Origin of the sequence: Blautia sp. XA-2221 (genome assembly GCF_028767025.1) — a bacterium.
GTDB lineage: Bacteria > Bacillota > Clostridia > Lachnospirales > Lachnospiraceae > Blautia_A.
This window is the reverse complement of the sequence record NZ_JAJQXX010000016.1, coordinates 30,829-43,789: the sequence shown is the minus strand read 5'-3', so window position 1 is coordinate 43,789 and position 12,961 is coordinate 30,829. Positions and strand designations below refer to the sequence as shown.

The 12,961-nt window shown below is 43.8% G+C and carries 11 protein-coding genes and 1 riboswitch; of the genes, 10 read left to right on the top strand and 1 reads right to left on the bottom strand.

Going from position 1 to position 12,961, the window contains the following annotated elements; translation table 11 throughout:
• Positions 1–47: 47 nt before the first annotated feature.
• The 6 genes from LU279_RS12090 to LU279_RS12065 all read left to right on the top strand — a co-directional run bounded on the left by LU279_RS12090 (position 48) and on the right by LU279_RS12065 (position 7,581).
• Positions 48–2,240, top strand: coding sequence for a DNA topoisomerase III (locus LU279_RS12090; RefSeq protein WP_274422759.1), 2,193 nt, complete (start codon positions 48–50; stop codon positions 2,238–2,240).
• 31 nt (positions 2,241–2,271) lie between these two features.
• Positions 2,272–3,606, top strand: coding sequence for a branched-chain amino acid transport system II carrier protein (brnQ, locus tag LU279_RS12085; RefSeq protein ID WP_274422758.1), 1,335 nt, complete (start codon positions 2,272–2,274; stop codon positions 3,604–3,606).
• 13 nt (positions 3,607–3,619) lie between these two features.
• Complete coding sequence (locus tag LU279_RS12080) at positions 3,620–5,104, top strand: AAA family ATPase (RefSeq protein ID WP_274422757.1); 1,485 nt, start codon at positions 3,620–3,622, stop codon at positions 5,102–5,104.
• 89 nt (positions 5,105–5,193) lie between these two features.
• Positions 5,194–5,238: riboswitch (PreQ1 riboswitch) on the top strand.
• An 83-nt stretch (positions 5,239–5,321) separates the two neighbouring features.
• Positions 5,322–6,305, top strand: a complete 984-nt coding sequence (locus tag LU279_RS12075) for a nucleoside hydrolase (RefSeq protein WP_274422756.1) — start codon at positions 5,322–5,324, stop codon at positions 6,303–6,305.
• 12 nt (positions 6,306–6,317) lie between these two features.
• Complete coding sequence (locus LU279_RS12070) at positions 6,318–6,908, top strand: ECF transporter S component (RefSeq protein WP_274422755.1); 591 nt, start codon at positions 6,318–6,320, stop codon at positions 6,906–6,908.
• Positions 6,895–7,581: a radical SAM protein gene (locus LU279_RS12065; protein WP_274422754.1), complete on the top strand. Its 687-nt coding sequence runs from the start codon at positions 6,895–6,897 to the stop codon at positions 7,579–7,581. The genes LU279_RS12070 and LU279_RS12065 overlap by 14 nt, the downstream gene beginning before the upstream one ends.
• 162 nt (positions 7,582–7,743) lie before the next feature.
• Here the strand turns inward: LU279_RS12065 and LU279_RS12060 are convergent, their stop codons facing one another.
• Complete coding sequence (locus LU279_RS12060; RefSeq protein ID WP_274422753.1) at positions 7,744–9,366, bottom strand: aminotransferase class I/II-fold pyridoxal phosphate-dependent enzyme; 1,623 nt, start codon at positions 9,364–9,366, stop codon at positions 7,744–7,746.
• A 359-nt stretch (positions 9,367–9,725) separates the two neighbouring features.
• Here LU279_RS12060 and LU279_RS12055 point away from each other — a divergent pair, with 359 nt between their 5' ends.
• The 4 genes from LU279_RS12055 to LU279_RS12040 all read left to right on the top strand — a co-directional run bounded on the left by LU279_RS12055 (position 9,726) and on the right by LU279_RS12040 (position 12,829).
• Positions 9,726–10,502 carry a DUF134 domain-containing protein gene (locus LU279_RS12055; protein WP_274422752.1) on the top strand — a complete coding sequence of 259 codons (777 nt, stop codon included), beginning with the start codon at positions 9,726–9,728 and terminating at the stop codon, positions 10,500–10,502.
• Positions 10,503–10,628: 126 nt separating this feature from the next.
• Positions 10,629–11,783 (top strand): TlpA family protein disulfide reductase, encoded by a 1,155-nt coding sequence (locus LU279_RS12050; protein WP_274422751.1) that lies wholly within the window; start codon positions 10,629–10,631, stop codon positions 11,781–11,783.
• Positions 11,767–11,952: a CD1871A family CXXC motif-containing protein gene (locus LU279_RS12045; protein ID WP_274422750.1), complete on the top strand. Its 186-nt coding sequence runs from the start codon at positions 11,767–11,769 to the stop codon at positions 11,950–11,952. The genes LU279_RS12050 and LU279_RS12045 overlap by 17 nt, the downstream gene beginning before the upstream one ends.
• Positions 11,945–12,829 carry a 4Fe-4S binding protein gene (locus tag LU279_RS12040; RefSeq protein ID WP_274422749.1) on the top strand — a complete coding sequence of 295 codons (885 nt, stop codon included), beginning with the start codon at positions 11,945–11,947 and terminating at the stop codon, positions 12,827–12,829. The genes LU279_RS12045 and LU279_RS12040 overlap by 8 nt, the downstream gene beginning before the upstream one ends.
• The last annotated feature ends 132 nt before the right edge of the window (positions 12,830–12,961 follow it).

Here is a 12,961-nt window from a genome sequence, read left to right as displayed (position 1 = left end):
TAAAAGGCACATGGATATGCCTGAAATAATATCTGAAAGGAAATTGTATGAAATCATTAGTAATTGCGGAAAAGCCTTCTGTTGCAAGAGATATCGCAAGGGTTCTTCATTGCAGCCAGAAAGGAAACGGCTGTCTGGAAGGAAAAGATCATGTAGTGACCTGGGCGCTGGGGCATCTTGTAACTCTGGCTGATCCGGAAGAATACGACAAAAAATATATGAAATGGGAGATGAATACCCTTCCTATGATGCCGGATCATATGAAGCTTGTAGTGATCCGTCAGACAGGTAAACAGTATAATGCAGTAAAAACTCAGCTTTTCCGAAAGGATATCGGAGATATTATTATTGCCACAGATGCAGGAAGAGAGGGTGAGCTGGTTGCCCGTTGGATCCTGGACAGATCCGGCTGCCGCAAACCTATTCGCCGTCTGTGGATATCTTCCGTTACAGATAAGGCCATCAAAGACGGATTTCAGAACCTGAAGGATGGAAGAGCTTATGACAATCTTTACCGGGCAGCAGCGGCAAGGGCAGAGGCAGACTGGCTGGTTGGAATAAACGGTACAAGAGCGCTTACCTGTAAGTATAATGCTCAGCTTTCCTGCGGACGTGTGCAGACACCTACGCTTGCCATTATTGCCATGCGTGAGCAGGAGATCAGGAACTTTAAACCAAAGGAATATTTTGGTATTACGGTAAATGCAGGGGATATCACCTGGACATGGAAGGACAAAAAAAGCGGAAACTTCCGTACGTTCAGTAAAGAACGGGCAGAAGAAATTGCAGAAAAAATAAACGATAAAGCACTTACTATCACCGCTGTTTCCAAAAAGCCGAAGAAAACATATGCACCGGGACTTTATGACCTGACAACGCTTCAGAGAGAAGCCAATCAGAAATACGGATTTTCTGCAAAGGAAACTCTGAATATTATGCAGCGTCTTTATGAAAATCACAAGGTTCTCACATATCCGCGAACAGATTCCCGATATATCGGGAAGGATGTTGTTCCCACGATTAAAGAAAGGCTGAAAGCCTGCGGTACCGGTCCTTACCGGAAGCTGGCAGGAGCTTTGCTGACCAGACCGGTTCAGGTAAACGGAAGCTTTGTAGATGACAAAAAAGTAAGCGATCATCATGCCATTATTCCCACAGAGCAGTTTGTGCAGCTTGACCATATGACAAATGAAGAGCGAAAAATTTACGATATGGTTGTGCGGCGTTTCCTTAGTGTTCTCTATCCTGCGTTTGAATATGAGCAGACATCCATGGAGGCGGAGGCAGAAGGCTTCTGTTTTGCTGCAAATGGAAAAACAGTGGTAAATCCCGGCTGGAAAGAGGTTTATGAAGGAGATTACCGGGACGAGGAAGACAATGAGGAACAGGAAATAAAAGATCAGAGCCTTCCGGTAAGAAAGCAGGGAGAAAAACTTAAAATAGAAAATCTTCGTCTAAAAGAGGGAAAAACGAAGCCGCCTGCAAGATTTACAGAAGCTACCCTTCTTGCAGCCATGGAAAACCCGGTAAAATATTTGTCCACAGGAGATCGCCAGGCAGCAAAAACACTGGGAGAAACCGGGGGACTTGGCACAGTTGCAACCAGAGCAGATATTATCGAGAAGCTGTTTAAAAGCTTTATGATGGAAAAAAAGGGCAATGAAATCCATCTGACTTCCAAGGCAAAACAGCTTCTGGAGCTTGTCCCGGAGGATCTGAAAAAACCGGAACTCACTGCAGACTGGGAAAGGAAGCTGTCTGATATTGCGAAGGGAAATCTTCGTCAGGATACCTTCCTGAGAGAAATCAGGGAATACACCTGTGAGATCGTGGATGAGATAAAAACAGGAAGCGGAACCTTCCGACACGATAATATTACCAATAAAATCTGCCCAGACTGCGGAAAGAGGCTTCTGGCAGTGAATGGAAAAAACAGCAAAATGCTGGTATGTCAGGACAGAGAATGTGGATACCGGGAAACTGTTTCCAGAACCACCAATGCCCGCTGTCCAAAGTGTCATAAACGAATGGAAATGATCGTGAAAGGCAAGGAGGAAACCTTTGTCTGTGCCTGCGGCTATAAAGAAAAACTTTCATCTTTCCAGGCAAGAAGGAAAAAAGAGGGAGCCGGTGTAAATAAGAGAGAGGTACAGAAATATCTGAGACAGCAGCAGAAGGAAGCAAAAGAGCCGGTGAACAACGGGTTTGCACAGGCTCTTGCAGGAATAAAGCTGGATTAACGCTAAGAAACTGCAAAAGAGAGGAGCGGTAATGGAGAAATTCAGTTTAAAAAATAAAATACTGATGGGTGTTACCCTGTTTTCCATGTTTTTCGGGGCGGGAAATCTGATTTTTCCGCCTTTTCTGGGAGCGCAGGCAGGAACGCATACATGGATTGCGTTTTTGGGATTTGCAATCAGCGCAGTAGGACTTCCGATTCTGGGAGTGATCGCAGTAACAAAATCAGGAGGTTTGGAACATCTGGCATCCAGAGTTCACCCTAAGTTTTCTTTTGTATATATTATGATTCTGTATCTGGCGATCGGGCCCTGCCTTGCGATCCCCAGAACTGCAAGCACTTCTTTTTCCATGGCAGTGGTGCCTTTTATGCCGGAAGGCGTTTCAGCAGCGATTCCGCAGCTGCTTTATTCACTGGTATTTTTTGCGGCTGCGACAGCGGTTGCCATGCATCCGGAGAAACTGACTGAATATCTGGGAAAAAGACTGACGCCGATTCTTCTGGTACTGATTGTTGTGCTTTTTGCCGCAGGCGTGATCATGGTAGCAGGAGGAAACGGTATACTGGATGCGTCAGGAGCAGAACCGGCAGAGCTGTATGTAAAAGGGGCGGCAGTTCAGGGATTTTTGGACGGATATCAGACCATGGATACGCTGGCAGCGTTGAATTTTGGCATGATTGTTGCCTTGAATATTCAGGCAAAAGGGATAAAAAAAGAAAAAGCAGTGATAAAGGAAACAATTTCCGCAGGATGGATTGCGGGAGCATTACTTCTGACTGTGTACGGCATGCTGACCTATGTAGGGAAAATTTCGGGCATTACTTTTGCCGGAGCCGCAAATGGCACAGCCGTTCTGGTAGATATGGCGGACATTCTTTTTGGAAGGATGGGAACCATTATTCTTGGTGTGATTTTCGTGATTGCCTGCTTTAATACCTGTGTGGGACTTTTCAGCTGCTGTGGAAAATATTTTACAGAGATTTTTCCAAAGATCAGCTACAGAGGATGGGTATTTGTGTTTGCTTTTGTATCTATGGTACTTTCAAATGTGGGACTTGATATGATCCTGCAGTATTCCGTACCTGTGCTGAATGCTATTTACCCTATGGCTATTCTTCTGATCATCCTGGCTCTGGTACATCGCTGGACAGGCAGATTCAGAAGCATTTACCCATGGACTGCAGCTTTATGCGGAATCAGCAGTATACTTATTGTTCTGGATCAGAACGGGATCCTTATTCCAGGCATTACCGGGCTGATAAAAATGCTTCCGGCTTATGAAGCGGGATTCGGATGGATTATGCCTACACTGGCAGGCGCGGCAGCAGGAATACTGATAGATTTTACAAAAAAACAGACGGTATAAGAGGAGGAGAAAAATGCCAGTTTTTGATTTTAATCATACACCGGAAAAAGGAACTGTTCCGGAGTGTACCTATACTACTTTTTTATCCAACCAGTCAGAAGCTTCACCGGAAAAGCCCATTCTGATCCTGGACAATCACAAAAAACAGTGGAAACATCATTCCTGCGGAGTATTTACCAATCCGATTCATCGCACTTCATTTGAGTTCAAGGAAGAAACAGGAGTGGTCAGCGCCGATATCCTGAAAATTGACGCACGTTTTGTAAGTCTTATAAAGTGGCTGGGGGAAAATCGCATCAATGTACGCCTTTCAGGAGAAAACAAATCAGAAGGCTACTGTGTTTACCGTATTCGTGAGATTGCTTTTGGAGGCGGAAAAAAACTTTCTGCAGAGGACGGCTTCCTTCAGTTTATGATTGAACGTCTTTTTGCCAGCAGTGCTCCGGCAAAGGCTGTTACAGATGAGGACGAGGCGGAGGACGGCGATGAGATGAAGCTGACCAGTATTCAGAGCATCACAGATTTTATGACCTGTGCAGGCCGTACTCTGCCTGATAATATCCGGCTTTGGGCAAGAAGAAATCTTGCAGTGGCACGTTCCGCAGAGGTTTCCCAGGAAGAACGCCGCCATGCGCAGAGAGCTCTTTCCATTATGATGAATATTCAGTGGAAAAATAATTATTTTGAGTCTATTGATCCAAAGGAAGCCAGAAGAATCCTGGATGAAACTCTTTATGGAATGGAAAAAGTAAAGCAGCGCATTATCGAAACTATTATCCAGATCAATCGTACTCATACCCTTCCGGCTTACGGGCTTCTTCTTGTGGGACCTGCCGGAACCGGTAAATCACAGATTGCCTATGCGGTGGCAAAAATTCTGAAGCTGCCGTGGACAACGCTTGATATGAGCTCCATCAATGATCCGGAGCAGCTTACCGGAAGTTCAAGAGTTTATGCAAATGCAAAGCCCGGGATTATCCTGGAGGCGTTTTCCATGGCAGGAGAATCGAATCTTGTGTTTATTATCAATGAGCTTGATAAGGCGGCCGCAGGAAAAGGCAACGGAAACCCGGCGGACGTACTTCTGACTCTTCTGGATAATCTTGGATTTACAGATAACTATATGGAATGTATGGTTCCCACCTCTGGTGTTTATCCTATTGCAACAGCCAACGACAAATCTCAGATCAGCGCGCCGTTAATGTCACGTTTTGCAGTGATCGAGATTCCGGATTATACACCGGAAGAAAAGAAAGTGATCTTTTCAAAATTTGCACTTCCGAAAGTTTTAAAACGTATGGGGCTTAAGAAAGAGGAGTGCATTATAGAAAGCGAAGCCCTTGATGCCGTGATCAATAGATATGCGGATGTTTCAGGAATCCGTGACCTGGAACAGGCGGCAGAGCATCTGGCGGCTAATGCCCTTTATCAGATCGAGGTGGATCATGTGCAGCAGGTAGTTTTTACTCCGGAAGCGGTGAACGAACTGCTTGAATAAGAATTTTTCGTTGCAATTCTTTTCTTCATCTGCTATACTGGCATCAGTGTCCGGGATATCATTCCCGGAACTGGTGCTTATTTTAATTGAATAAACTGGTTCGAAACCCTCCCAGTATAAAAAACTAGGTTCTTTCAGGTATCTTTCTTTTGATGATGCCTTTTTCTGCGGAGGATTTTACTTTTATGGAAAAAGCTATCGAAAGGAGGACTTTTTTATGTGCAGAATTGTAATTGACTGTGATCCGGGAATTGATGATTCTCTTGCTCTTATGCTGGCTCTTGCTTCACCGGAGCTGGACATTGCGGGAATCACAACTGTTTCCGGAAATGTACCTGTTGATATGGGAACCGAAAATGCTGCCAAGGTACTGAACTGGATGGAGAGAACGGAAATCCCCGTTTACAGAGGTGAGGCGGTTCCGTTGAAACGGGAATATATTGATGCTATGGACACCCACGGACAGGATGGAATGGGAGAAAGCTTTTATCCTTCAGTTTCCTGGCAGAAACAGGATAAAGATGCAGTACAGTTTTTGGAGGAACTTCTGGAAAAAGAAAAAATTTCCATTATTGCCCTTGGTCCAATGACAAATCTGGCAAAACTTTTTTTGAAACGCCCGGATCTGATTGAACGGGTAGACCAGCTGGTTTCCATGGGCGGAAGCTTCAAAAGCCACGGAAACTGTTCGCCGGTTGCAGAATATAATTACTGGTGTGACCCTCATGGAGCGGCAGTGTGTTATGATGCTTTTGCAAAAGCTGGCAAAAAAATTCATATGATCGGTCTTGATGTAACCCGGAAGATTGTCCTGACACCGAATATTCTGGAATATATCTGTCGGCTTGATCCAAAAACAGGAGAGTTTATCCGCAGGATCACAGGCTTTTATATGGATTTTCACTGGAAATATGAGGGAATTATCGGATGCGTGATCAATGATCCTCTGGCCGTGGCGTATTTTATAGACAAGGATATGTGCGCTGGTTTTGACAGCTTTACGGCAGTAGAAACAGAAGGGATCAGTATTGGACAGACAGTGGTGGATTCTATGAACTTTTGGAAAAAAGAACCAAACAGTCATATTCTTACAGAAACAGACGGAAAGAAATTTATGAAATTTTTCCTGTCCAGAGTATTGAAAAAAAAGGATGGAACCAGATTCGGAATGGAAGAACTTTCTCTTCTGGAAGAACTGTAGGAGGTGAGGCGCATGAAAAAAGAAAACAAAAAGATAAACACATATCAGATCTGCCTTGTGGCGCTGGCTGTAGGAATTAATATTGTGGGAGGTCAGATCGCGCTGTTTCTGAAGCTTCCTGTATATATGGACAGTATTGGAACGATTTTTGCAGGAGCGGTCCTTGGACCGTGGTTTGGAATGATCCCCAATATTTTAAGCGGTATTTTTATGGGAATGACGGTAGATATTTATTCTCTGTATTTTGCTCCGGTGGGAATCCTGACGGGATTGCTCAGCGGCCTTGTCTTTCGGAAAATGTCAGTCAAAAAAGGAAAGATTCTTATGGCTGCAGCTGTGATCTCAGTTCCGGGGACTGTTGTGAGCGCTTTGATCAACGCTGTTTTATTTGGCGGAGTAACCTCATCAGGCTCATCTATACTTGTGCAGCTGCTTTCAAAAACTCCGCTGGGACTGACCGGAAGTATTTTTACAGTTCAGTTTCTCACAGATTATGCTGACAGGTGTATCTCTGTTTTGGCTGTAAGCGCACTGATATCAGCAATGGGCGGAGAACTGGTCAGAAAGCTTTCGGGGAGGGTAGATCATAATGGAACGATATAGCAGGATTACAGACAAAAATAAAAGAGAGATCGTACTGCTCAGAGCATTTCCCTGTGTCTGGGGAAAATGTACCTTCTGTGATTACATTGAGGATAACGGAAGAGATGAGGCGGAAATGGTCAGAGAAAACAGGGAAGCCTTAAAGGAGATCACAGGTGAGTTCGGCGTTCTTGAAGTCATTAACTCCGGAAGCTGCTTTGAACTTCCAAAACAAACTCTGGAGGAGATCCGCCGGGTGGTGCAGGACAAAAATATTAAAAGGCTGATTTTTGAAAGCCATTGGATCTATCGGAAACGCCTTCAGGAAATGAGGGATTATTTTGGAATTCCCGTTACCTACAAGATGGGTGTGGAAACCTTTGATTATGATTTCCGGGAAAAGGTTCTGAACAAACATGCGGATTTCAAGACACCCCAGGAGGCTGCGGAGTATTTTGATTCTATCTGCCTGATGGTTGGGATTAAAGGACAGACAAAGGAAATGATCCGAAATGATATCGCATGGCTAAAAGAATATTTTAATCATGGAACGGTAAATGTGTTTAACAATAATTCCACTCCCATAAAAAGAGATGAGGAGCTGGTACGCTGGTTTATGGAAGAGTACCAGTGGCTTCTGGATGATCCTGATGTGGAAGTGCTGTATGAAATCACTGATTTTGGAGTTGGATGAAAAAAGAGCTTCAGGAAAATATAATATGTCCTGGAAGAGAGAAATTATAAAATCCCGGTGGAAGGTATCCGAATATTTTGCAGAGAAAAGAGTTTCTGCAAGATATACAGAGCTTCCACCGGGACTTTTTATTTGGTTTCCCCGGGGTAAAGGAACGGTAGTTTAGTGTTGCTGATAAGTGTTCAGGAAGTCAGCAATGTTTCTGGCTGCCTTTTCCAGAACTTCTACACGGGGCAGATATACAACACGGAAATGATCCGGTTCAGTCCAGTTAAAGCCGCCGCCGTGGATCAGAAGGATTTTTTTCTCACGGAGAAGATCCAGGGCAAATTTCTCATCATTTGTGATATTGAACTTTTTCGTATCGATCTTCGGGAAAATATAAAATGCTGCTTTTGGTTTTACGGCAGTGATTCCCGGGATGTCTGTAAGTGCTTTGTAAATAAATTCTCTTTGTTCATAAATCCTTCCGCCGGGAATAATGTAATCATTTACACTCTGATGACCGCCAAGAGCAGTCTGCACAATGGACTGAGCCGGTACATTAGAGCACAGACGCATATTGGACAGCATATTGATCCCTTCAATATAATCTTTTACATATTTTTTGTTGCCGCTTAAGATCATCCAGCCAATACGGTATCCGGCGATCATATGAGATTTGGAAAGGCCGCTGAAAGTAACGCAGAAAAGATCAGGGGCAAGCGAGGCAATGGAAATATGCTTTTCCTCATCCATAACAAGGCGGTCATAAATCTCATCAGAAAAAATAATAAGCTGATGACGTCTGGCAATATCAACGATTTTCTGGAGGATTTCCTCAGGATAAAGGGCGCCTGTAGGGTTATTGGGATTGATGATTACAATGGCCTTTGTTCTGTCGGTGATTTTCTTTTCAATATCATCAAGATCCGGATACCATTCGGATTGTTCATCGCAGATATAGTGGACTGCTTTTCCTCCTGCCAGAGTAGCGCAGGCTGTCCACAGTGGGTAGTCAGGAGAAGGGATCAGGATTTCATCTCCATTGTCCAGAAGAGCAGACATAGAAAGATTGATCAGTTCGCTGACACCGTTACCGGTATAGATATCTCCAATAGAAACATTGGGAATATGTTTTAACTGCGCATACTGCATAATGGCTTTTCTTGCGGAAAAAAGCCCTTTGGCATCAGAGTAGCCCTCACATTCCGTAAGCTGCTGGCGCATATCATAGATCACCTCATCCGGTGTGCGGAATCCGAAAGGAGCAGGATTGCCGATATTTAATTTCAGAACATGGGTCCCGGCTTCTTCCATTCTTCCGGCTTCCTCTACAACCGGACCTCTTACATCGTATAAAACATTATCAAGTTTTGAAGATTTTTTAAATTCGCGCATTGTACTTCCTCCTGTAGAGTGTGTTTTTGTTCTGACTGAACCAGATGCAGACAGGGACGGTTGGGAATAGATATCTGATGAAGCTGTACCCCTGGCAGCAGATTCTGTATTCTGTGAAAAATCGGATGTTTTTTTTGTATTTGCATGAAATCCGACAGTACCGGATTCGGAAGAGGTGCTGTACTGATTGTGCCCCAGAAGCCATTCTGCATCTGTATGAAGAGCCTGTGCCAGAAAATTCAGGATATCTGTTCGGGGAATGGTTTTTCCACTGACATACTGGCTGACATGGCTTTTACCAAGTTTGACTCCGGCAGAAGCAGCAGCCCGGACCAGATCGACTTGCTTCATATTCTGTTTTTCCATTGCAGCCCGAAGTCTGTCAGCAAAAGATTCTTTTGGCATGGTCTGTACCTCCTGAAACATAAAAAAGTTCAATTTTAAGATTTGAAGCATAAAGTTCAATTTAATAAAAAGAGTATATCACAGTAAGTTCAAAAGTTCAATATAAAGTGGGATAGAAAGGCGGATTTATACGATATGCAGGAATCCATACAAAGCTTGCCTATAAATCAGACCGCATGAAGCAGAATAAAATAATTTATTTTGACGGTCTGACAGTTATTTTCCTATGGATTATGTCATTTTACATTCTGCTGTAAAAATAATTTCTTCAAAAAATAAAAACCTGCTTGTATTTTTATATAAACAGGGTTATAATATGAATTACCGACATATGTCGATAATAAAAACGGGGTGATTTCATGGCAAGGCCAAAGAGATGCAGGAGAATATGTGCGGAACCGGCGTACGACAGCTTTATTCCAGAAGGCATCAGCACTGGTGAAAAAACTGGTCTGACACTTGATGAATACGAAGCAATTCGCCTGATCGATCTTCAGAAATGTACACATGAACAATGTGCCAGACAGATGGATATTTCAAGAACTACGGTGACAGAGCTGTATGAATCTGCGAGATATAAGATTGCAGACAGTATAGTAAACGGCAAGTCGCTTGAGATTTCCGGAGGCAATTACCGTTTTTGTGACGGTACAGCAGATTTTTGTTGCAATACGGAGTGTGGAAGAGCTGAAGAGACCGGCTGTGAATCAATTATAAGAACGAAAGGGGAACATACAATGAGAATTGCAGTAACTTATGAAAATGGACAGATTTTTCAGCATTTTGGACACACAGAGCAGTTTAAGCTTTATGATGTTGAAGATGGCAAAGTAACAGGAAGCCAGGTAGTTGACACCAATGGACAGGGTCATGGAGCGCTGGCAGGTTTTCTTACTCAGGCAAAGGTTGAGGTACTGATCTGCGGTGGAATCGGCGGAGGCGCACAGAATGCCCTGGCAGAAATGGGAATTAAGCTTTTCGGAGGTGTTTCCGGATCTGCAGATGAGGCAGTAGAAGCATACCTTGCAGGAAAACTTGATTATAACCCGGCAGTTCGCTGCTCTCACCATGAGCATGAACATTCCTGCGGTGAACATCATTGTGGAGAAAACAAACACGGATGCTCCGGTAATTAAACAGAATAAATATCATTTAGAGAGAACCCCGCAGCCTGAGACTGCGGGGTTTTTTAAATCTTTCTTTACAGATTTCTCACTTTCGTATAGTATGATAATACAAAAAACGAGAGGAGATATATCTGAATGAGAAAGATAGATAAAAAATTTTGTGCATGGATGATGGCAGGAGTTATTACTGTTGGAGCTATGGCAGGCGGCGGGATAGCGCCTGCTCAGGTATGGGCATCCGCTGAGAAACAGGAAGAAGGACAGAAAACAGATAAAGCAACAGATGAGAAACCGGAGAAGGATGCTGTCGAAGGAACGGTTCGTCCTTCAGATTATGTGCTTCAGCCACAGGAAAGCTATTCTTATGCTGATATGGGGCTGTCTTTCCAGCTGCCACAGGAACTGCTTGAAAAAATGGAAAGCAAAGAAGTTGTAATGCTTCCGGATGCTGAGATTACAGAAGACGGAAGTAAACTGAAATACGGGCAGGTAAGCTGGAGTACCATGACGGAAGAGCAGAAGGAGGCTGAGGTTGACAAAGCGGGAGACGGCTACGCAAAGTGGAAAGAAAGTCTTGCTCGTGTTGGCGCTCTTGGAACCTACCATAAGGATCTGGAAAAGAAGCTGGATGAGCTGACAGGATGTACAGAGCATGAAAAAATAGGCACCAGCGAGGATGGAGATTATATTTATTATCTTAGTATTAATAAAGATGCAGATAAAGACCTGATTGCATCTCTGAAAAAAATAAAACCGGAAATCACCAGAATGGTTTCTTATGATGAAGAAGAAATGGGAGAAGGCGATTCTTTGGGAAGCTTTACCACAGAGGATATTAACGGTGAAGAGTATACAGAAGCTGTTTTCCAGGAAGCAGATCTGACTATGGTCAATGTATTTGCCACCTGGTGCGGACCATGCGTAGACGAAATTCCGTATCTGGCGGAGCTGAATGAAAAGATGAAGGATAAAGGGGTTCAGGTGATCGGCATTGTAATGGACACAGTAAAGGGAACCGAAAAAGATGACGAGGGAATTAAAAAGGCTCAGATCCTTGCAGAAAAGACAAAGGCCGGATATCCGTTCCTTCTTCCGGACTCCGGATATATGAATGGTCGGCTTTCTCATGTACAGGCATTTCCGGAAACATTTTTCGTGGACAAAAATGGAAAGATTGTAGGAGAAACCTACAGTGGAAGCCGCAGTCTGGAAGAGTGGGAAGAAATTGTAAATACAGAGTTGAAAGGTCTTAAGACAGAACAGGAGAAGGAAGATGGAGAGAAAAAATAAAGAAAAGTCTTTTTCTGCGAAGATTTCAGAGAGAACAGCTTTTTTCCTGGGCGTCGGCAGTTTGGTTTTGGGAGCTGCATTTATGATATTCGGCATCTGGCGGGGAGAAATGGCAGTTGTTTTTGAAAAAGCAGTAAATATATGCATGGAGTGTATTGGTATTGGATAAGAAAAAACGTACAAATGAATGGGGACGCCACAGAGTACAGATTCTCTGGGCGTTCCTGACAAACAGTTATCTGGTGGGTTTTGCAAAAGGAAAGATCTATCAGGGAAAGCTTAAAAATCTTTGTGTTCCGGGGCTGAACTGTTATTCCTGTCCGGGAGCTCTGGGAGCCTGTCCTATAGGGGCGATGCAGGCAGTGGTGGGAAGCTGGAATTTTAAGCTTGCTTTTTATGTGGCTGGTTTTCTGATGTTTGTGGGAGCGCTGCTTGGCAGATTTGTATGCGGCTGGCTTTGTCCTTTTGGCCTGATTCAGGATCTGATTCATAAAATCCCCTTTCCAAAGAAAATCAGCACTTTTTGGGGAGACAGGCTTCTCCGCAAGCTGAAATATGTGATCTTGCTTGTTTTTGTGATTTTGATGCCTATGTTTGTGGTGGATCTTCTGGGACAGGGCGCTCCCTTTTTCTGTAAGCTTATCTGTCCTGCAGGAACGCTGGAAGGGGGGATTCCTCTGGTGCTTCTCAATCAGGGAATGAGGGGCGTAATAGGATGGCTTTATGCATGGAAAAATCTGCTCCTGGCAGCGATCATTATTCTTTCTGTGATTATTTATCGGCCGTTCTGTAAATATATCTGCCCTTTGGGGGCTGTGTATTCCCTGTTTCAGCCAATTTCTGTATTCCGGTACAGAGTAGATCAGGAAGCCTGCACACACTGCGGGGCCTGTGCCAGTGTATGCAAAATGCAGGTGGATCCGGCCAAAAGTCCAAATCATATGGAGTGTATCCGTTGCGGCCAGTGTATAAAAGTATGTCCTACATCTGCAATTAAAACAAATATTGGAAAAGCTAGAAATAAAACAAAAATATCGACAAAGTAAAAGCGGGTATATACTTATGATCGGTAATAATAAGATAGGCTACGGTGCAGAACGGTTTGGAAGCTTATGGTGTACATAACTCGAAAACTGCAGATTCAAATTCTGTCCACATTATCGGGGAAGAGTGTCTGA

What these genes read in the sequence shown, in the direction of transcription:
- LU279_RS12090 (WP_274422759.1), top strand. Translation starts at nt 48, where the DNA reads ATGAAATCATTAGTAATTGCGGAAAAGCCTTCTGTTGCAAGAGATATC.
- brnQ (WP_274422758.1), top strand. Translation starts at nt 2,272, where the DNA reads ATGGAGAAATTCAGTTTAAAAAATAAAATACTGATGGGTGTTACCCTG.
- LU279_RS12080 (WP_274422757.1), top strand. Translation starts at nt 3,620, where the DNA reads ATGCCAGTTTTTGATTTTAATCATACACCGGAAAAAGGAACTGTTCCG.
- LU279_RS12075 (WP_274422756.1), top strand. Translation starts at nt 5,322, where the DNA reads ATGTGCAGAATTGTAATTGACTGTGATCCGGGAATTGATGATTCTCTT.
- LU279_RS12070 (WP_274422755.1), top strand. Translation starts at nt 6,318, where the DNA reads ATGAAAAAAGAAAACAAAAAGATAAACACATATCAGATCTGCCTTGTG.
- LU279_RS12065 (WP_274422754.1), top strand. Translation starts at nt 6,895, where the DNA reads ATGGAACGATATAGCAGGATTACAGACAAAAATAAAAGAGAGATCGTA.
- LU279_RS12060 (WP_274422753.1), bottom strand. Translation starts at nt 9,366, where the DNA reads ATGCCAAAAGAATCTTTTGCTGACAGACTTCGGGCTGCAATGGAAAAA.
- LU279_RS12055 (WP_274422752.1), top strand. Translation starts at nt 9,726, where the DNA reads ATGGCAAGGCCAAAGAGATGCAGGAGAATATGTGCGGAACCGGCGTAC.
- LU279_RS12050 (WP_274422751.1), top strand. Translation starts at nt 10,629, where the DNA reads ATGAGAAAGATAGATAAAAAATTTTGTGCATGGATGATGGCAGGAGTT.
- LU279_RS12045 (WP_274422750.1), top strand. Translation starts at nt 11,767, where the DNA reads ATGGAGAGAAAAAATAAAGAAAAGTCTTTTTCTGCGAAGATTTCAGAG.